Below are 18,868 nucleotides of genomic sequence, written 5' to 3' on the forward strand. Positions count from 1 at the left end.
GGATCGCCTTGCGTTCATTATGAACAGCTTCGATAACACAGTGTGAGGGCACTCACAAGTACCCTAAAAGGTACTCATCCGGAGGTGAACGCACAAGTCCTTGTTATCGATGCGTTATCGATTCCCTCCCTGCGGGCGGCCTCAGAGATTACGGATCCACCTCGCCGTACTTCACGGTAGTGCATTTTCTTCCCACCATCCGGGATCCTCGGTCACGAACGAAGAACGCCCCGGACCTGCGGTCCGGGGCGTTCTTCAGTCTAGGGCCGGGCGGGGCCGGCGCACGGGGATACCGGCATTCGGCCGGAGCGGTCCGGCCGACGGCGGCTTCAGGAGGCGGCCACGTTCGGCTCGCGGTCGCGAGTGCGCTTGAGCTCGTAGAACTCCGGCATCGTGCCCAGCGCGAGGACGCCGTCCCACATGCGGCCGGCACGCTCGCCGCGGACGACGTCGGAGATGACGGGCCCGAAGAACCCGACCTCTTTGCCCTCCTCGTCCTCCACCGCGATGACCGGGGTGCCGACGTCCTGCCCGACGAGGCCCATGGCGCTGTCGTGGGACTTCTGGAGGGCCTCGTCGTGCTCCTCGCCGTAGGCGAGGTCCTTCAGCTCCTCCGGCAGTCCCGCGTCGGCCAGGGCCCGGGGGATGTACTCTCCGGCGTCCTCCATGCCCTGGCGGTGGATGTACTCCCCCAGCGCGCTGTAGAGGCGGCCGACGGCCTCGTTGCCGTGCCTCTCGGCCGCCGCCTGCGCCAGGCGCACGGCGGGGCGGGTGCGGGGCAGCAGGTCCGCGTAGAACTCGGGTATCTCGTCGAGCTTGTCCTTGTTCAGCAGGTACAGGCTCATGACCCGCCACTCGATCTCCAGGTCCCGGACTTCGGCGGCCTCGATGAGCCACCGGGAGGTCAGCCAGGCGAAGGGGCAGGCGGGGTCGAAGTAGATGCTCACTTTGTCCGTCATGCCCAAAGCTTAACTCGTTGGCCGGACAACTAAACCTGCCGCGCCACGACGATCTCGGTCTTGACCCTCTCCCCCTTGTCGCGTCCGACCGCGACCAGGTCGCCCGAGTCGTCCACCAGGGCGTAGACGCCGCCCTCTCCGCGGGCGCGGATCTTCTGGCCCATGACGAGCCGGCGGACCTCGTCGGCGGAGACGGTGAACGAGGGCATGAGAAGCGACGCGCTCGACCCCATGGGCAGCAGGTCGGCCCTCCCCGCCTCCTCGAGCTCTCCGAGGGTCTTGGCCCGGTCCAGGCGGAAGGGGCCGATGGAGGTGCGGCGCAGGGCCGTCAGGTGGCCGCCGACGCCCAGCGCCTCGCCGGCGTCGCGGGCGATGGAGCGGATATAGGTGCCCGAGGAGCAGGCGACGGTGACGTCCACGTCGGTGAACTCGCCTTCGCGGCGGACGGCGTGGACGTCGATGGCGGAGATCCGGACGCGCCGGGGCTTGATGACGACCTCCTCGCCGTCGCGGACTCGCTGGTAGGCCCGCTTGCCGTCGATCTTGACAGCGCTCACCGACGAGGGGACCTGGTCGATCTCGCCTGTCTGGGCCGCCAGGGCCTCGCGGACGGCCGCTTCGGACACGTCTCCGGCGGGCTTCACCGCCACTGTCTCGCCCTCGGCGTCGTCGGTGGAGGTGGCCTCGCCCAGTCGGATGGTGGCGTCGTAGGTCTTGTCCAGCCCCGAGACGTAGGTCAGGAGCTTGGTGCCCTTGTTGACGGCCACCACCAGCAGGCCCGTCGCCATGGGGTCGAGCGTTCCCCCGTGTCCCACCTTGCGGGTGCCCAGGAGGCGGCGCATGGCCGCCACGACTCCGTGCGAGGTGATGCCCTGCGGCTTGTCTACTATGGCGAATCCGGCTTCGTCAGTCACAAGCCTCAAGGATAACGGCGTGGGGAGCGCGGCGCCTCCGAGGGCGCCGCGCTCCGCGTCGCGCTCTCCCGGCGGAGGTCCGTTCCTCCGGCGTCCGGGGTATCGCGAGGTCCGTGTCGCGTTCTCCCCGAGGGGGACCGTTCTCCCGGCCTCCGGGGAATCACGGGTGGGGCGCCGGAGGCGCCCGCCTCCGCGGCCTATTCGTGCCGCTCCAGCGACTCCTGCATGGCGCGGCGGAACTCCTCGCGCGGGTCGGACTCGGCGGACTTGGTGCGGGACTCTTCGAACATGATTGCTACCTCTACATCTCAGTGCGGGAAGGAATCGCGAAATGCACACACAGCGATCCCTATGGGTGTGTGGAACGGCGGGAATTCCGTGTGGGAAATGAGATGGCCCGGTGCGGTGGTCCGCATACGGGCGGCTGTGAGAGTGAGGACGGCCCCGGGTGCGGGACGTGTGCCTCCGCGATGGCTACTGGTCGAAGTAGCGAAAGTCGCGGCAGCCAACAAGATGGACTACTCCGCGACGAGGCGCCGGCTGCGTCAGAACTCGTCGCGGCTAACAAGAATCGATACCGTACGCATGCCCCATACCCTAATCGCCGTTAAGTTCCGGCGGAACAGGATTCCCGCATTATGGAATGCGAACTTTAACGGGCGTTCAGATCGGCTCCGGCCACAAGCCAAGTCCCCTGGTACATGCGCCAAACGATGAAGACCAGACGCACCGCCATGAAGCAGGTGAGCCCTGCCCATATTCCGGACAGGCCCCATCCGAAGGCGAGGGTCAGCCAGGTGAACGGCAGCCACGACACCGCCGCCGCCACGTTCATGTTGCGCATGAACCGCAGGTCCCCCGCGCCGATGAGCACGCCGTCGAGGGCGTAGACCACGCCCGCCACCGGCATCAGGACGATCATCCAGCCCCACACGTGCCCCAGCTGGGAGACGACCGCCCCGCTGGAGGTGAACAGCCCGCCGAGGAACCAGAACGTCGCCGCCAACCCCACCAGGAAGACCACGCCGTACCCGAGGCCGATCCAGGTCAGCCTCTTCGCGGTGGCCTTGGCCCGCACGGTGTTGCCCGCGCCGAGGTCCGCTCCGATGAGCGCCTGCGCCGCGATGGCCACCGCGTCGAGGGCCAGTGCGATCGCGTACCACAACTGGATGCCGATCTGGTGCGCCGCCAGGGCGTCGGCGCCGATACGGGCGGCGACGGCCGTGGCGGAGATGAAGCACGCCTGCATGGCCGCTCCCCGGACCAGCAGGTCCCGGTTCGCCGTCAGCTGCCTCCTCATCAGCGGAAGGTGGATCGCCAGCGGAACCCGCTCGCGCCGGAGGGCCCACAGGAAGAGGCTTCCGGCGATCGCCTGCGCGATCACATTGGCGATCGCCGATCCGTGCAGGCCCAGTCCCGCCGGGTAGACCAGCGTCGGCGTCAGCACCGCGGCGACGGCGAACCCCAGACCCACGAAGCGCATGGGGCGCTTGGTGTCCTGCAGCGCCCGCATCCACCCCTGGCCCGCCGCCGTGACGAGCAGGAAGGGCGCGCCGAAGATCGCGGTGCGCAGCCACCGCTCCGCCTCCGAGGCGACCACCGGGTCGTCGGCCAGCGCATGGGAGAGAGGACCGGCGAAGACCTGCACCCCCGCGACCATGACCGCGCCGGCGATGAGCGCCAGCCACGTGCCCTGGACGCCCTCCGCGACCGCTCCGGCCCTGTCTCCCGCACCGTAGCGCCGCGCGGCGCGTGCGGTGGTCCCGTAGGCGAGGATCGCGCCGATCCACGCCGCCAGCCCCATGACCGTGGTGCCGAGGGCGAGGGCCGCCAGGGGGCGGGCCCCGAGGTGGCCGACCACGGCCGTGTCGATGAGCATGTAGATCGGCTCGGCGGCGAGCACGACGAGCGCGGGGAGGGAGAGGGCGACGATGCGCCGGAGGGACACGGCCGAGCCGGCGCCTTCCGGCGCCGGCTTCCGCTCTTGCTGCTGGGATGTCACAGAGGCTTCAACGCTCCCGTCGGTCCGGGCCTTCCGGGATCGGAACGCCGATTCGAACGCGGTGTTCCGCCGGTCCGGGTCCGCCGGAGTCGGAGGGAGCGATGGCCCCGCCGATCCCGGCAGTCCGCGGCCGCGACCGCTACTCGGACTCCTCGTCCTTCGTCCGCGGCTCGCGGTAGGGGTCCTCTTCGCCGGCGTACCCGGCGTTCTCGCGGATCTGCTCCACCGAGGCGTCGCGCTTCTGGGCCTCCGACAGGAGGCTCTCGATGCGCTCGGCGTGCTCGGGCACGGTGTCGGCCACGAAGGTCAGGCTGGGCGTGTTGCGCATGCCCAGGGCCCTTCCCACGACGGTGCGGAGGTGGCCGGTGGCGCTCTTCAGGCCGGCGGCGGTGTCCTTGACCTCTTCGTCCGAACCGAGCACCGTGTAGAAGAGCGTCGCCTCGCGCAGGTCCGGCGTGATCCGGGCGTCGGTGATGGTGACCATGCCCATCCGGGGGTCCTTCAACCCCCGCACCGCCGTCGCGGTCAGCGTGCGGATGCGCTCCGCCACCTGCGCCTGCTTAGCTTCGTCTGCCATGATGGCTCCTTCTGGTGATCGTCCGGCCCTACTCGTCCTCGGGGCCGAAGACACGCCTGCGCGTGCTCAACAACTGTACTTCCACCCGCCCGGCGACGGCGCGCTCGCAGCGGTCGAGGACCTCTGCGACGTGCGCGTTGTCGCCCGCGACGGCCGCCGCGCCGATCCGGGCGCGTCCATAGAGGTCATGGTCGCCCACTTCGGAGACCGCCACGTCGTATTTGCGCAACAGGGCGACCAGGGGGCGGACATAGGCCCGCTTCGCCTTGAGCGACTGCGAGTCGCCGGGGAGCAGGATGTCGAATTCCAAGGTTCCACAGAACATCGGTAGATCGTAGGACGGGCGGACGGCCGACGACAAGCGAATATACGCCATACGGGCAGGACCGCGCGGGGAAGGCGGGCCCGATGACGGACCGGACACCCCGGCGGGAGCGCCCACGACGGTCGCCGCCCCCGGCGGGCCTTCCCCGACGGCCTACGGCCCGACCAGGAAACCGCGCTCGACAAGGTGCTTGAGCACCGGGAACATCGAGGCGTACAGCAGGCCGGACTCGCTCTCATAGGCCTCGGCGAAGACGCCGACGATCCCGCCGACCGGCACCGTGCCGTCGCAGCTGGCCAGGAACTCCACCAGCAGCGGATCCAGCTCCTCGGCCAGGCGGAGCCCGCGGGTCTGCTCGATCCACTGGCGGCCGACCTCCCAGCCCGACTCCCCGACCTCCGCCTCTTGGCGCAACCGGACCCCGTCGGCCACGCGGAGCGCCGCGCCCCACAGGTCCTCCGGTTCCAGCGGCGCCTCGAGCCGCGCCAGGACCTCCGCCACGCGCGCGCTCCACGGCGCCTCGACGGCCTGGGCGACAGAGTCCGCGCGCACCGCCGAACGCCCGGGAGTGAGCTTGAGGTTGACGAAGCCGAAGCCGACGGCCTCGACGCGGTGCTCGTCGAACCAGTCCAGCCAGGCGGCCGCCCGCCGCGGGTCCTCGTCGCCCGCGTCGCGCTGCCAGGTCCGGACGTAGTCCAGCGGGGCGACCGCGTCGCGCTGCACGATCCAGGCCGTGACGTCCTCCTCCGGAATCCAGGAGGCGACGCGGTCCCTCCAGTCCTCCCCCTCCACGTGCAGCCAGTTGGCGAGGAACTGCAGGGTCCCGCCGGGGTTCAGCAGCTGGGGCGCGGCGGCGGCCAGCTCGGCCGCGATGCCGTCGCCCTCTCGCCCGCCGTCCCGGTAGGTCCAGCCGTCGCCGGGGGTGGCGATGACGAAGGGCGGGTTGGCCACCACCCGGTCGAAGGTCCGCCCCGCGACGGGCTCCAGCAGGTCGCCCCGCAAGAACTCCGCCTCCAGCCCGTTGACGACGGCGTTGAGGCGTGCGAAGGCCAGGGCGCGTTCGGAGAGGTCCGTGGCGCATACCGACCGGGCGGCGGAGGCCAGGTGGAACGCCTGCACCCCCGAGCCGGTGCCGATGTCGAGCGCGCTGTCGACCGGCGAGGTCAGGGTGGCGTCCCGCAGCAGCCGGGACGCGCCGCCTATGCCGAGGACGTGCTCCCTGCCCCGCGCTCCCGAAATGCCGTGGCGCTGGTCGGAGAAGACGGCACGGCCCTCGGGGTCCGACTCCAGCCCCCAGCCGGCCGCGCCCTCCGGCGTGACCATTCCGCACCGGCGGGCCGCCTCCAGCGGCAGGGGCGCCAGGGCGCGCTCCAGGGGCCCCTCCTCGACGGCGAGACCGGCGTCGAAGAGCGCCGTCCACACCGACTGCGGATCGTCCTCCAGGACCGCCAGCAGCGCCCGGTAGTCGCCCCGCGCGGCCGGCTCCAGCCCTGTCCCGAAGCGCTCATAGCGGCTCTCGGCAGCGTAGTTGCGTTCGAAGGACTCCTTCAGGAGAAGGGCCTCGGCGTCGCTCAGCAGTTCCATCTCTCTCCCCGGACGGTCGCTACGGAAAAAAGGGGCGGCGGCCCGAAGACCGCCGCCCCTGTGAAGCCCATTGCTACTCGCGGGGCTTCTCGCGCATCTCGTAGACCTCGACGACGTCGCCGATCTCGATGTTGTTGTAGTTCTTCAAGGTGAAACCGCACTCGAAGCCCTCGCGGACCTCGGTCGCGTCGTCCTTGAAGCGGCGCAGCGAGGAGAGCTCGGTCTCGATGACCGTGGCCCCGTCCCGCACCAGGCGCGCCTTGGCGTTGCGCCGCAGGAGGCCCTTGGTGACCAGGGCACCCGCGATGTTGCCGAACTTGGAGGAGCGGAAGACCTCGCGGATCTCCGCCGAACCGATCTCGACCTCTTCGTACTCCGGCTTGAGCATGCCCTTGAGGGCCGACTCGATCTCCTCGATCGCCCGGTAGATGACCGAGTAGTACCGGATGTCGACGCCCTCGCGGTCGGCCATGTCCTTGACCTTGCCCTCGGCGCGGACGTTGAAGGCCAGGATGGTCGCGGCCGTCTCGTCGCCCGCCGAAGCGAGGTTGACGTCGTTCTCCGTGACGGGTCCGACGCCGCGGTGGATGACCCGCAGCTGGACGTCGTTCGGAACCTCGAGGCCGACCAGGGCCTCTTCCAGGGCCTCGACCGAGCCCGCTCCGTCACCCTTGATGATGAGCGACAGGGTCGTGCGCTCGCCCTCGGCGATCTTGTCCATGAGGTTCTCGAGCGTGGCGCGTCCGACGCGGGCGGCCTGCTGGGCCGCGCGGCGGCGCGCTTGGCGCTGCTCGGCGATCTGGCGGACCGTGCGGTCGTCGTCGGCGGCCAGGAAGACGTCCCCGGCCATCGGCACGGACGCGAGGCCCTGCACCTGCACCGGGAACGACGGGGTCGCCTCGGTGACGCGGTTGCCCAGGTCGTCCAGCATGGCGCGGACGCGGCCGTAGGCGGCGCCGGCGACGATGGAGTCGCCCACCCGGAGGGTGCCCTTCTGGACCAGGACGCTGGCGACGGGGCCGCGGCCCTTGTCCAGGTGCGCTTCGATGGCCACACCCTGGGCGTTGCCCGCCTGCGGGGCCTCCAGCTGGAGCGCGGCGTCCGCGGTCAGCAGGACGGCCTCCAGGAGGCTGTCCATACCGATGCGCGGCTTGGCCGCCACGTCGACGAACATGGTCTCGCCGCCGTACTCCTCGGCCACGAGGCCGTACTCCGTCAGCTGCTGGCGGACCTTCTGCGGGTTCGCGCCGTCCAGGTCGGTCTTGTTGACCGCCACCACGACCGGGGCGCCGGAGGCCTTGGCGTGGTTGAGCGCCTCCACCGTCTGCGGCATCACGCCGTCGTCGGCCGCCACCACGAGGATGACGATGTCGGTGACGTTGGCACCGCGGGCTCGCATGGCAGTGAAGGCCTCGTGGCCCGGGGTGTCGATGAAGGTGATGGCGCGGTCTTCGCCCTCGTGCTCCACCGAGACCTGGTAGGCGCCGATGTGCTGGGTGATGCCGCCGGCCTCGCCGTCGACCACGTTGGAGTGGCGGATGGCGTCCAGCAGCTTCGTCTTACCGTGGTCGACGTGGCCCATGACCGTGACGACCGGCGGCCGCGGGGCCATCTCCGAGTTGTTCTTCTCGAGGTCGATGCCGAACTGCGAGAGCAGCTCCTTGTCCTCTTCCTCGGGGCTGACGACGGAGATGGTGAAGTTCAGGTGCTCGCCGAGCAGCTGAAGCAGCTCGTCGGGGACCGACTGGGTCGCGGTCACCATCTCGCCGAGGGAGAACATCTCCTGGACGAGGGTGCCCGGCAGGGTGTCGATCTTGTCGGCGAAGTCCGACAGCGAGGCGCCGCGCGGCAGGCGGATCTCCTGGCCGTGACCGGTCGGAGCGCCCGACTGCATCTTCGGGGCCGACAGATTGTCGAACTCCTGCCTCTTCTGACGACGCGACTTGCGGCTGCGACCCCTCGGGCCGCCCTTTCCGAAGGCGCCCGCGGCACCGCCGCCGCGCGCCTTGCCGCCACCGCCGGCGCGGCCTCCGCCGCCGCGGTAGGGGGCGGGAGCCGACTGCGGGCCGCCCGCTCCGCGCGGACCGCCGCCGGAGTAGCCGCCGCGGTAATTGCTCTGCTGCGCGCCGGCGCCGCCGCCCGGGCCGCCGCGTCCGCGACCGCGACCACCGCGACCGCGGCCACCGCCGCTGTCGCGTCCGCCGCCGTCGCGGTTGTTGGTACGCCCGGCCATCATGTTCGGGTTCGGGCGCGGAGGCATCATGCGCGGGCTCGGGCGCGGACCGCCGGAGCGCTCGCCGCCCTCGGAGCCGCCCTTCGGCGGACGGGGCGCGCGCTCGGTCTCACCGGAGATTCCGAACGGGTTGCGCGGTCCGCCCGGCTTGGGCGCGCGCGGCCCGGGCTTCGGGCCCGGCTTGGGCGCTCCGCCGCCGCCCGGCTTGGGGCCGGGACCGGGCTTCGGGCCGGGCTTGGCGGCCTCGGAGCCGCGACGCTGGGCCTCGGCGGCGCGCTTGGCCGCCTCCTCCTGGTCGCGCTTGAGGCGCTCGGCGCGGGCCTGCTCGGCGGCCACCTCGATGTCGCGGGCGCTGGCGGGCTTGGCGCCCTCTCCACCGCCGCGCGGCCCGGGCTTCGGACCCGGCTTGGGGCCCTTCGGCTTCGGCGGACCGGGCTTGGCCCCGCCCTTGGCGGGCGTCTTCGCGGCCGAGGCCTTGGTGGTCTTGGTCTGGGCGACCTTCGCCGGGGAAGGGGCGGCGCCGCGCGGCTTGGCCGGCTTCTCGGCGTCTTCGCTCTTCTTCTCCGCGGCGGGTTTGGCGGTCTTCTTGGCCGCCTTCTTGGCGGGCGCGTCGGACGCGCCCTCGGCCGAACCGGCGAACTCGTCACGCAGACGGCGGGCCACAGGGGCCTCTACCGTGCTCGATGCGGTCTTGACGAACTCACCCATGTCCTTGAGCTTGGCCAGCACCTCCTTCGAGGTGGTTCCCAGCTCTTTGGCCAGTTCATGTACGCGGGGCTTAGCTGCCACAGCACTCCTTTATCATCCAAGGTCGCGCGGGGCTGCCCCGGCGACCTCACTCGTCCTCTTGAAGCCTCATGCTCATGCGGCGTTCATTGGGCGGTCTGCATTTCTGTTACCTGCTTCGTGTACGGGAGGCTAGGCCTCCGAGTCGAAGAACGTTCGTACCGCACCGGCGTCGACCTTCCCCTCGACCCGCAGGGCCCGGCCCAGAGCACGCTTTCGCAATGCCAGTTCCAGGCATTGACCACTGCGGTGAACATGGACTCCTCGGCCGCTGAGGCGGCGCTTCGGATCAGGCAGCAGGCGAACGGGCTCTCCACCTGTCCGACTGGTCGGGTCGGCGACAATGCGCAACAACCGGTCAGCCGTTGTACGCTTCCGGCAGCCCGCACACGTGCGGATCGGCCTGGCGTTACGAACCACTGGCAAGTCTACCTCCTCCCTTGGCGAACGGACGCGGGCGGCCCCTTTTGTCTGTTTCATCTCGCTCCTTCCGGGACCGTTCACCTTGAGGCCCTTTGAGCTGCGAGGACATCGAGGCCGCGATCACATCCCTCTATATCCCGTCTTTCGAACACGCGAACGGGCGCTCCGGTCGGCCCCGGAACGCCCGCACGGAGTCGAAATCGGACTACGTGTTCTTCGCTACATCGGACTCCGACTTGATGTCGATGCGCCATCCGGTGAGGCGCACGGCGAGGCGCGCGTTCTGCCCCTCGCGGCCGATGGCCAGCGACAGCTGGTAGTCGGGGACGACGACCGCGGTGGAGCGGTTGTCCTCGTCGACGACCTCCACGGAGGTGGTCTTGGCCGGGGAGAGGGAGTTGGCGACGAACACCCTCGGGTCCTCGCTCCAGTCGACGATGTCGATCTTCTCGCCGCCCAGTTCGCTCATGACCGCACGCACGCGCGACCCCATCGGGCCGATGCAGGCGCCCTTGGCGTTGACGTCCGGCGTGGTCGCGTGGACGGCGATCTTGGTGCGGTGGCCGGCCTCGCGGGCGATGGACTTGACCTCCACGCTGCCCTCCTCGATCTCCGGCACCTCGAGCTCGAAGAGCTTCCGCACCAGGGCCGGGTGGGTCCGCGAGACGGTGACCTGCGGGCCCCGGGCGGTCCTGTTGACCTGCGTCACGACACCGCGGATGCGCTTGCCGTGCTCGTACTTCTCTCCCGGCACCTGCTCGTTCATCGGCAGCTGCGCCTCGATCTTGCCGAGGTTGACCATCACCATGCCGCGCTTGTTGTGGAGGCTGTCGGCCTCGATCACGCCGGTGACGATGTCGCCCTCGCGCCCCGAGTACTCGCCGTAGGTCACCTCGTCCCCCGCCTCGCGCAGGCGCTGGAGGATGACTTGGCGCGCCGTCTGCGCGGCGATGCGGCCGAATCCCTCGGGGGTGTCGTCCCGTTCCGAGACGACCTCGCCGTCATCGTTGTAGACGGGGACGAAGACGGCGGCTATGCCGGTCTCGCGGTCCACGGCCACACGCGCCTTCTCGTCAGCCTCGGGGGTGTGCTTGTAGGCGGTCAGCAGGGCGGTCTCAATGGCGCCGATGATGGTCTCGAAAGGGATGTCCCTCTCGCTCTCCAGCGATTTCAGCGCCGCCAGGTCGATGTGCACCTGAACTCCTTAGATATTCGGCACCGGCCGCGGTCGGCGGCCGGTGTGTTGTACGTCGTGGTGCCGGCGTCCGCCGGTCACAGCTCGATTCGGATCTTCCCCGGGCCCATCTCGCCGTATTCGAGGGAGCGGACGCCCGCCTCGGTCTCCAGCTCGATCCCCCGTTCGCCGGCGGAGACGATCCGTCCCTCGAGTCGCTCCTCCCCGACCTTCACCGTCGCCAGCCGGCCCTCGTTGCGGCGCCAGTGGCGCGGCAGGGTCAGCGGGCGGTCGATGCCCGGGGAGGACACCTCAAGAGTATAGGGGGCCTCGGCGAACAATCCACCGGTCGTTTCGGCGCCTTCGAGGACTTTGCCCACCTTCCGGGAGACCTCGGCGATGTCGTCGAGGCCGACTCCGCCGTCCCCGTCGATGACGACCCGCAGCAGGATCCGCCGCCCGGCCTTCTTGGCCTCCAAGTCCTCCAGGTCGTACCCGGCCTCTTCGACGGCCGGCTCGACGATCTCCCTCAGCCGCTCTGCGGTGACCTCTCCCATGCGCTCCCCTCTTATTCTGTGCGTCCCAGTCGTTCCGACCCCGCTCTCCGGCGGGCCGGGCCGGGAGGATCCCCAGGTCGGGGGACGCCGACACGCGGCGACCGGTTCCCGGCCTATCGAGGGTAGCGGCCGCTGTCGCAGGCCGAGACCGCACTTGCGAAAATAGTGCCGTGGCTACTAGACGAACACTGCTCGCCGTGTCGGCGACCGCCGCCGTCGGACTGACGGCCGCCTGCGGTCCCGCCGCCGAGCCCCCGGAGATTCCCGACGAGGGCCTGACCGAGGCCCTCCAGGCCGCCCTGGGCCTGCGAGACGCCGCCGAGCGCCTCGGCCTGGAGGAGGTGGCCTCCGACCACACCGCCCACATCGAGACCCTGAACCGGATCCTCGCCGGCCCGGAGCCCGAGCCGACCGCCGTGGAGGCCCTGGACGACGCCGCCCTCGCCGAGGCCGAGTCCGAACACGCCGACCTGGCCGCCGAGGCCGCCCTCTCCGCCGAAGAGGGATACGCCGTCCTGCTGTCCGAGATCGCCGCCTGCCGCGGCGCCCACGTAGAAACGCTGCGCACCACATGAGCGACCATGACATCCTCGACCGGGCGGTGAGCGCGGAGTACGCCGCGATCTACGCCTATGAGACCCTCATACCCCGACTCGACGAGCGCGCCGCCGAGGCGGCCCGGGGCGTCCTCGCCCGCCACCGTGAGGCCCGTGCCGAGCTCTTCGACCTCTACGGAGACGAGGGCTGGGAGGTCCCGGCCCCCGAGTCCGCCTACGACCTCGCCAACGACTCCGGCGCCGGGGACTTCCTGGTGTCGGTGGAGCGTCGGACCGCCGCGGTGTACCGTTCCGGGTGCGCCGCGGAGTCCCCGGTCCGCGAGGTCTGCGTCCCGAGCCTGCGCCGCTGCGCCGCCAACGGGGCGCTTCTGAAAGCGGGCCTTGGCAAGTCGATCGAGAACCCCTGGCCGGGCAGGGAGAGACCTTGACGGCCTTGCGACCCCGCCTCACAATTAGTCATGAGAATCACATATCCTGTTTGACACAGAGGGGCCGGGTCGTGTACTCAGTATTTACGGCGACCGTGCGATACTGCTTATAACACTATTTCGGAGGAACGCTCATGAGCATCAAGTACTCACTTCTGGCGCTGCTCAAGGCCAAGCCCGCCTACGGCTATGAGCTCCGCGCCTCGTTCGAATACACGACCGGGTCCACCTGGCCCCTCAACATCGGCCAGGTGTACACCACCCTCGCACGGCTCGAACGCGACGGACTGGTCAACTCCCTGCCGGAGAACGACCAGGGCCAGCGCCTCTACGAGATCACCGAGGGGGGCCTGGGCTCCCTGGAGGCCTGGTTCTCCTCGCCGGTCAAGTCGATCGACAACACCCGCGACGAACTCGCCATCAAGGTCGCGCTCGCCGTGACCACCCCCGGCGTCGACATCGCCTCGGTCCTGCAGAAGCAGCGCGTCTCGACGCTGCGCACCCTGCAGGAGTACACCAGGCTGAAGAACGCCACGCACTCCGACGACCTCGCGTGGATCCTGGTCCTGGAGTCCATGATCTACCGCGCCGAAGCGGAGATCCGGTGGCTGGACCACACTGAGGCCGTCATCGCGCGCACGCCGCGCCACAGCCTCAGCCCCATCGAGCCCAAGGGCGTTCCCGCCCAGCCCGAGTCCGAGGAGACCCGCGCCCCGGCCTCGCGCCGATAGGGCCGGCCCCGGACTCCACGATCGACGCCGGGGCGGCGCCGCGCGCCGCCCCGTGTCTCTCCCCCCTTTGAAGGCAGGTCATTCGCATCATGTCCGTCCTCCGCATGCGCGGCGTCACGAGGATCCACGGTGAAGGCGACGGAGCCGTCACCGCGCTCTCGGGCATCGATTTCACCGTCGAACCGGGCGAGCTGGTGGCCGTCATGGGCCCCAGCGGCTCGGGCAAGTCCACCCTCCTCAACCTCGCCGGCGGCATCGACCATCCCACCGAGGGGTCGGTGGAGGTCGAGGGAACCGACCTGGCCAGCCTGACCAAGTCGCGCCTGGCCGTGGTGCGCCGCAACCACGTCGGCTTCGTGTTCCAGGACTACAACCTCATTCCCTCCCTGACGGTCCTCGAGAACGTGTCCCTGCCGCTCGAACTGGACGGCAAGCGGGTCTCCGCCGCCCGCGAGGAGGCCATGCACGCGCTGGTCGAGGTGGGCGTGCACCACCAGGCCGACAAGTTCCCCGAGGAGGTCTCCGGGGGCCAGGCCCAGCGGGCCGCCATAGCCCGGGCCCTGATCGGGCCTCGCCGCCTCATCCTCGCCGACGAGCCCACCGGCGCGCTCGACACCACGACCGGCATGGACATCCTCGAGACCATCCAGTCGCGCTGCAAGGACGGCGCCGCCGGCATCATGGTGACCCACGACGCGCGCGCCGCCGGATGGGCCGACCGCATCCTCTTCCTCCGCGACGGGACCATCGTCGACAGCTCCGACCCGCTGCCCTCGGTGGACTCCCTGTTGGAGGACTTCACCCTATGATCGCGACCTTCCGCCTGGCACTGCGCCTGGCGTTGCGGGAGGCCGCCCGGAACAAGACCCGCACGGCCCTGACCATCGCCATGCTGGTGCTCCCGCTCGCCGTCGTCTCCTTCGCCGCGACCACATGGGCGACCTTCGACAACTCCCCCGCGGAAGAGGCGCGCCTCACTCTGGGAGACACCGACGCGCTCATCACCTCCACCCCCTACAAGGCGACGGACAAGCAGGACGGGACCTCCTTCGACAGCGGCTACACGCAGGCGGGCCCGGAGCACGGCCTGACGCCCGAGCAGCGCCGCACCCAGCTGGAGGAGATCTTCCCCGCGATCGAGAGAATCACCCCCTACGACCCGTACTCCGGGGGAGACCTGGGCCGCGTCGAGCACGGGGAAGAGGTCCTCGACGCCACCGCCTACGCCTACGACCTCGACGACCCGCTCCTGAACCGGGGCCCCTTCGAGATCACCGAGGGAACCGCCCCCGACCGCTCCGGCGAGGTCGCCGTCAGCCGGTCGGTGGCCCGGGAATTCGACCTGCGCCCCGGCTCCAAGATCCGGTACGGACAGGGCAAGACCCTGGACGAGTACACGGTCACCGCCGTGGTCGAGCGGCCCAGCGCGCTCTACGAGAACTTCGTCTTCGGACCCCACGACTTCTCCGCCGAGGTCGGCGACCCCGTCATCCCCTCCTGGCTGGTCGACCTCTCGACCCCCGTCACCGACGAGGACCTCGAGAACCTCAACTCCCACGGGTACACGGCCTACTCCCCCGCCATCTCCAGCGCCGCAGAGGCGGCGGGCGGAGACGACGGGGGCGGGGACAGCCGGAGCGTCATCGCCGCGATCCTCCTGGCCACCTTCGCCGTCATCGAGGTCGTCCTGCTGGCCGGGCCCGCCTACACGATCGGCGTCAAGCGCCGCATCCGCGACTACGCCGTCATGAGCGCCAACGGCGCCACGCCCCGTCAACTGCGGTGGGCGGTGCTGACCAGCGGACTCGTCTCAGGGGCCGTCGCCGCCGTCATCGGTCTGCTCCTCGGGTCCGGCCTCGCCCTGGCGATCGTCTCCCTGTCCGAGGAGTGGTTCGGACGGCGTGCGGCGTCCATCGACTTCTGGCCCTCGCTCCAGGCCACCGCGGTGGTGGCCGCCATAGGGACCGGCATGCTCGCCTCGCTGACGGCCGCCGTCTCCGCCTCCCGGGTCAACGTCGCGGCCGCCGTCAGCGGCCACATGACGCAGCCCAAGGTCAAGCGGCTGTGGCTCTTCGCCGGGCTGGCCGTAGTCGCCGTCGGCATGATCGCCGGCGTCGTCGGCATGACCGTCGACATAGTGGTGCTCTCGATGGTCGGCATCGTGGCCGTCCAGTTCGGGCTCATCGGCTGCACGCCGAGCATAGTCTCAGGAGTCGGCCGCCTCGCCTCGCGCCTGCCGGTGACCCCGCGCATCGCCCTGCGCGAGACGGCGCGCAACCGCAGCACGGCCGCGCCCGCCGTCACCGCCATCATGGCCGTCGTCGGAGCGGGCCTCCTGATCAGCTCCTTCGCCGCCGCCAACGCGGCTCGGGACACCGGGATCTGGACCGAGCCCGCCGAGGACAACGTCCTGAGCATCTACATAGCCAAGAACTCCGGCGATCCCGAACGCGTCGGCGACTACTCCAAAGAGGAGTACGGTGCGGTCCGCGACGAGGTCCGCGACATCGTCCGGCAGGTCGTCCCCGACGCGGAGTTCACCCCCGACCGCAACTTCGTCGTCTGCGCCCCGCCCGGAGAGGGGTACACGGCGCAGTGCAACGTCGAGGTGTCGGTGCCGAGCGCGAACATGTGCCCGTGGGACGTGCCCAACCTCGACTCGCTCACCGACGAGGAACAGGCCCAGGCGCTGGACGACCCGCGCTGCCGCATGACCGAGCGGGACGTCTACAACCCCGGCGAGCACGCCGTCACCGACAGCCGCGCCCTGCTGGGGCTCGAGACGGGGTTGGAGGGGGCCGTGCTCGACCGGGCCTTCGAGGCCCTTGAGGACGGGAAGGCCGTCGTCTCCAACGAGCAGCTCGTCGAGGACGGCCGGATCACCCTCACCCTGGACCAGACCACCTATCCCGACGACGACCCCGAGTCGGAGGGAGTCCAGGAGCAGCGCCCCTTCACCCTCGACGCCGCCGTCTTCCCCGACGCGGACCTCAGCACGACCACCTTCGCCGTCTCCCCCGCGACCCTGGACGGGCTCGGGCTGGAGACCGAGACCCCCACCAACGAGATAGCCCTCAGCTCCGAGGCGATCGACCAGGGTTCGGCGGACGAGATCAACGACCGCCTCGACAGGGCCGGATACTCCTACACCGACGAGGGCTGGCAGGCCAGCGTCTACTCTCCCGCCCCCTCCGGGCTGTCGGCCCCGAACGCCTACGTGCTGCTCGCCGCCCTCGCGTGCGGCCTGATCGCCCTGGGCGCCACCGCTGTGGCCACCGGCCTGGTGGTCATCGAGTCGCGCCGCAACCTTGCCACGCTCGGAGCGGTGGGCTCCTCGCCGCTGATGCGCCGCAACCTGTCGATGTGGCAGGCCGCGTCCATCTCCGCGATCGGCACGGGCATCGGGTGCGTCGTGGGCTTCGCCGGATACGGCGTCCTGGTGGGAATCCTCAACGCGCAGGCCGAGAGCCGCTATCCGATCCAGACGCCGTACCCGTTCCACGTGCCGTGGGTGTTCATAGGGACGACCGCCGTGGCCGTCCCCCTCATCGCGATGGCCGCCGCCTGGGTGCTGACCCGGACCCAGATCCCCTCCGAACGCAGGGTCGGCTGACCGGGGCCGGCGCCCTCCGCGATCGGAAGCGGCGCCGGGCCGCGGCCGGCCGCCTCACTCCTTCGGAATGAGCCTCTCGGGGATCTCCCGACCCTCGGGCGTGCCGGCGGGCAGCCCCTCACTGGGCCAGGTGAGCAGTTCCGCCCCGTCGTCGGTGACCAGGAGCGTGTGCTCGAACTGGGCCGACCACTTCCCGTCCCGCGTCACCGCCGTCCAGCCGTCGTCCCACATGACGTGGTCGGCCACGCCGAGGTTGATCATGGGCTCGATCGTGAAGGTCATGCCGACCTCGATCTCCCGCTCCAGGCTCGGCTCGTCGTAGTGCGGCACATAGAGGCCGGAGTGGAAGGCCGTGCCGATGCCGTGGCCGGTGAACTGGCGGACCACGCCGTAGTCGAACTTGTGTGCGTAGGTCTCGATGACGCGCCCGACCGTGTTGAGCTGGCGCCCGGGCCGGACGGCCTTGACGGCGCGCATGGTGGCGAGCCAGGTCCGGTCCACGAGGTCGCGAACCTCCTGGGAGACGTCGCCCACCAGGAAGGTCGCATTGTTGTCGCCGTGGACCCCGCCGGTGAAGGCGGTGATGTCGACATTGACGATGTCGCCGTCCTCCAGGACGGTCGAGTCGGGGATGCCGTGGCAGATCACCTCGTTGAGCGAGGTGCAGCAGGACTTCGGGTAGCCGCGGTAGAGCAGCGTGGACGGATAGGAGCCGTGGTCGACCATGTAGTCGTGGGCGATCCGGTCGAGCTCGTCGGTCGTCACGCCGGGCGCGACGGCCTTCTCCACCTCCTTGAGCGCGTCGGCGGCGATCCGTCCGGCCACGCGCATCCTCTCCACCGTCTCGGCGTCCTTGACCTCGGTGCCGCTGAACGGGCTCGGGGCGGGCTTTCCCACGTACTCGGGACGGGCGATCTCGGTGGGAACGGTGCGCTTCGGCGTCTGGCGGCCAGGCCGCAATGGGGCTCGTGCAGTCATGCCTTCAAGGGTAACTTCCGGCCCCTCTGAACAGCTGTGAGACTTCCGCTACAGGGAGGCCCGGCCACCCCTTAATGAACTTGCAATTCGCACAGGAGTCATAGATGATGGACGGAGTTGAGCTGTCGTTCCACGATCTGGAACGTATGACGAGCCGGTGTGCGGCTTGATGCCCGCTCAGCGTGGAAGGCGGTGTGCTCGCGGCTCCTACCAGGCCGCGATACTCTACCCACACCGTCGGCGCCGAGCGGGTCGTGCTCCTGCGTCGTTGCCGCGACCGCAGTCGAGCGCCCCGTCCGAGAGGACGGCGTGGCAGAGGAAAAGCGACACACCGGCTCCCTAGTGAGCGAGGAGGGCCGCACCCCAGGGTGCGGCCCTCCTCGTGCGTTCGGGGTCAGGCGTCGGCCTTCTCCTCGGCGGGCGCCTCTTCGGCGGGGGCCTCCCCGCCGCCCTCCGCCTCGGCGTCGTTCGCCATGCGCTGCCACAGCATCCCCGCCGAATGCGCCACGGCCCCGACGATCGAGGGCACCAGCGGCAGCACCCAGTCGGCCAGGAACCCGCCGTGCGGCATGTTGATGACGAAGACGGCCGCGCCCGCCGACACCAGTCCCTGGAGGGTGCCGCGCCAGGCCGCCCGGGTGCCGTCGGCCAGCGCCGCCTTGCGCTCCGAGGTCGGGTCGTGGAAGCCGTCGAGGCCCGCCGCGTCCTTGCGGCCCAGGTAGAAGCCCGCCAGGCCGAGGACGCCCGAGGAGGAGACAGCGGCCGCCATGAGCGAACTGTCGAAGAGGACGAACACGAGCACGTACAGGCCCGCTCCGCTGGCCAGGGCGATGAGCGCCTTGAGCCAGTCGCCCTTCTCGCCGGGATACCAGTAGTACTTGGTGACGCCTTCTTCGATCTCGCGGACGATCTTGCCCATGGTGGTCCTCCTGGTAGGCACAACACTTGCTGGGTACAAGTATGGTGTGTCACACGGTGTTCACCATGGGAACTCGGGTTTCAGGCTGTGACATACCGCCCAAAAGCG

Annotated in this window: 17 protein-coding genes; 5 read left to right on the forward strand and 12 right to left on the reverse strand. The window is 70.1% G+C overall.

The features are described 5' to 3' along the window. Nucleotides 1–329 precede the first annotated feature (329 nt). The 10 genes from ACFTE1_RS12010 to rimP form a co-directional block, all read right to left on the reverse strand. Nucleotides 330–959, reverse strand: coding sequence for a mycothiol-dependent nitroreductase Rv2466c family protein (locus ACFTE1_RS12010; protein WP_380622975.1), 630 nt, complete (start codon nt 957–959; stop codon nt 330–332). A 29-nt stretch (nt 960–988) separates the two neighbouring features. After that, on the reverse strand, nt 989–1,873 hold the full coding sequence (gene truB, locus ACFTE1_RS12015) for a tRNA pseudouridine(55) synthase TruB (protein WP_380622973.1): 885 nt from the start codon (nt 1,871–1,873) through the stop codon (nt 989–991). A 652-nt stretch (nt 1,874–2,525) separates the two neighbouring features. Further along, a complete protein-coding gene (locus ACFTE1_RS12020) occupies nt 2,526–3,875 on the reverse strand; it encodes an MATE family efflux transporter (protein WP_380622971.1) in 1,350 nt (449 codons plus the stop codon). A 139-nt stretch (nt 3,876–4,014) separates the two neighbouring features. Then, nucleotides 4,015–4,452 (reverse strand): 30S ribosome-binding factor RbfA, encoded by a 438-nt coding sequence (rbfA, locus tag ACFTE1_RS12025; protein WP_380622969.1) that lies wholly within the window; start codon nt 4,450–4,452, stop codon nt 4,015–4,017. A 28-nt stretch (nt 4,453–4,480) separates the two neighbouring features. Beyond that, on the reverse strand, nt 4,481–4,777 hold the full coding sequence (locus ACFTE1_RS12030; RefSeq protein WP_380622967.1) for a DUF503 domain-containing protein: 297 nt from the start codon (nt 4,775–4,777) through the stop codon (nt 4,481–4,483). Between the two features lie 153 nt (nt 4,778–4,930). Beyond that, nucleotides 4,931–6,361 (reverse strand): methyltransferase, encoded by a 1,431-nt coding sequence (locus ACFTE1_RS12035; protein ID WP_380622965.1) that lies wholly within the window; start codon nt 6,359–6,361, stop codon nt 4,931–4,933. Between the two features lie 73 nt (nt 6,362–6,434). Beyond that, on the reverse strand, nt 6,435–9,383 hold the full coding sequence (infB, locus tag ACFTE1_RS12040; RefSeq protein ID WP_380622963.1) for a translation initiation factor IF-2: 2,949 nt from the start codon (nt 9,381–9,383) through the stop codon (nt 6,435–6,437). A gap of 129 nt (nt 9,384–9,512) precedes the next feature. Then, the gene (locus tag ACFTE1_RS12045; RefSeq protein WP_380622961.1) at nt 9,513–9,860 is read right to left on the reverse strand and encodes a YlxR family protein; all 348 of its coding nucleotides are present in this window, start codon (nt 9,858–9,860) and stop codon (nt 9,513–9,515) included. A gap of 148 nt (nt 9,861–10,008) precedes the next feature. Then, nucleotides 10,009–10,998 (reverse strand): transcription termination factor NusA, encoded by a 990-nt coding sequence (gene nusA / locus ACFTE1_RS12050; RefSeq protein WP_380622959.1) that lies wholly within the window; start codon nt 10,996–10,998, stop codon nt 10,009–10,011. Between the two features lie 77 nt (nt 10,999–11,075). Further along, nucleotides 11,076–11,534: a ribosome maturation factor RimP gene (rimP, locus tag ACFTE1_RS12055; protein WP_380622957.1), complete on the reverse strand. Its 459-nt coding sequence runs from the start codon at nt 11,532–11,534 to the stop codon at nt 11,076–11,078. A 170-nt stretch (nt 11,535–11,704) separates the two neighbouring features. Between rimP and ACFTE1_RS12060 the strand changes: the two genes are divergently transcribed. The 5 genes from ACFTE1_RS12060 to ACFTE1_RS12080 all read left to right on the forward strand — a co-directional run bounded on the left by ACFTE1_RS12060 (nt 11,705) and on the right by ACFTE1_RS12080 (nt 16,863). Continuing rightward, nucleotides 11,705–12,109 (forward strand): hypothetical protein, encoded by a 405-nt coding sequence (locus tag ACFTE1_RS12060; protein WP_380622955.1) that lies wholly within the window; start codon nt 11,705–11,707, stop codon nt 12,107–12,109. Next, a complete protein-coding gene (locus ACFTE1_RS12065; RefSeq protein ID WP_380622953.1) occupies nt 12,106–12,519 on the forward strand; it encodes a DUF4439 domain-containing protein in 414 nt (137 codons plus the stop codon). The genes ACFTE1_RS12060 and ACFTE1_RS12065 overlap by 4 nt, the downstream gene beginning before the upstream one ends. A 134-nt stretch (nt 12,520–12,653) precedes the next feature. After that, nucleotides 12,654–13,250 (forward strand): PadR family transcriptional regulator, encoded by a 597-nt coding sequence (locus ACFTE1_RS12070; RefSeq protein WP_380622951.1) that lies wholly within the window; start codon nt 12,654–12,656, stop codon nt 13,248–13,250. Nucleotides 13,251–13,339: 89 nt separating this feature from the next. Next, nucleotides 13,340–14,059 (forward strand): ABC transporter ATP-binding protein, encoded by a 720-nt coding sequence (locus tag ACFTE1_RS12075; RefSeq protein ID WP_380622949.1) that lies wholly within the window; start codon nt 13,340–13,342, stop codon nt 14,057–14,059. Further along, nucleotides 14,056–16,863, forward strand: coding sequence for an ABC transporter permease (locus ACFTE1_RS12080; RefSeq protein ID WP_380622947.1), 2,808 nt, complete (start codon nt 14,056–14,058; stop codon nt 16,861–16,863). The genes ACFTE1_RS12075 and ACFTE1_RS12080 overlap by 4 nt, the downstream gene beginning before the upstream one ends. Nucleotides 16,864–16,917: 54 nt before the next feature. On the opposite strand, the gene map is transcribed toward ACFTE1_RS12080, so the two are convergent. Beyond that, the gene (gene map, locus ACFTE1_RS12085; RefSeq protein WP_380622945.1) at nt 16,918–17,841 is read right to left on the reverse strand and encodes a type I methionyl aminopeptidase; all 924 of its coding nucleotides are present in this window, start codon (nt 17,839–17,841) and stop codon (nt 16,918–16,920) included. A gap of 394 nt (nt 17,842–18,235) precedes the next feature. Then, complete coding sequence (locus ACFTE1_RS12090; RefSeq protein ID WP_380622943.1) at nt 18,236–18,760, reverse strand: hypothetical protein; 525 nt, start codon at nt 18,758–18,760, stop codon at nt 18,236–18,238. Nucleotides 18,761–18,868 lie beyond the last annotated feature (108 nt).

Origin of the sequence: Salininema proteolyticum, from assembly GCF_042685645.1 — a bacterium.
Lineage (GTDB): Bacteria > Actinomycetota > Actinomycetes > Mycobacteriales > Micromonosporaceae > Salininema > Salininema proteolyticum.

Coding starts and splice junctions, on each gene's coding strand:
- ACFTE1_RS12010 (WP_380622975.1), bottom strand. CDS start 959: ATGACGGACAAAGTGAGCATCTACTTCGACCCCGCCTGCCCCTTCGCC.
- rbfA (WP_380622969.1), bottom strand. CDS start 4,452: ATGGCAGACGAAGCTAAGCAGGCGCAGGTGGCGGAGCGCATCCGCACG.
- ACFTE1_RS12030 (WP_380622967.1), bottom strand. CDS start 4,777: ATGTTCTGTGGAACCTTGGAATTCGACATCCTGCTCCCCGGCGACTCG.
- ACFTE1_RS12035 (WP_380622965.1), bottom strand. CDS start 6,361: ATGGAACTGCTGAGCGACGCCGAGGCCCTTCTCCTGAAGGAGTCCTTC.
- ACFTE1_RS12045 (WP_380622961.1), bottom strand. CDS start 9,860: ATGAAACAGACAAAAGGGGCCGCCCGCGTCCGTTCGCCAAGGGAGGAG.
- rimP (WP_380622957.1), bottom strand. CDS start 11,534: ATGGGAGAGGTCACCGCAGAGCGGCTGAGGGAGATCGTCGAGCCGGCC.
- ACFTE1_RS12065 (WP_380622953.1), top strand. CDS start 12,106: ATGAGCGACCATGACATCCTCGACCGGGCGGTGAGCGCGGAGTACGCC.
- ACFTE1_RS12070 (WP_380622951.1), top strand. CDS start 12,654: ATGAGCATCAAGTACTCACTTCTGGCGCTGCTCAAGGCCAAGCCCGCC.
- ACFTE1_RS12075 (WP_380622949.1), top strand. CDS start 13,340: ATGTCCGTCCTCCGCATGCGCGGCGTCACGAGGATCCACGGTGAAGGC.
- ACFTE1_RS12080 (WP_380622947.1), top strand. CDS start 14,056: ATGATCGCGACCTTCCGCCTGGCACTGCGCCTGGCGTTGCGGGAGGCC.
- map (WP_380622945.1), bottom strand. CDS start 17,841: ATGACTGCACGAGCCCCATTGCGGCCTGGCCGCCAGACGCCGAAGCGC.
- ACFTE1_RS12090 (WP_380622943.1), bottom strand. CDS start 18,760: ATGGGCAAGATCGTCCGCGAGATCGAAGAAGGCGTCACCAAGTACTAC.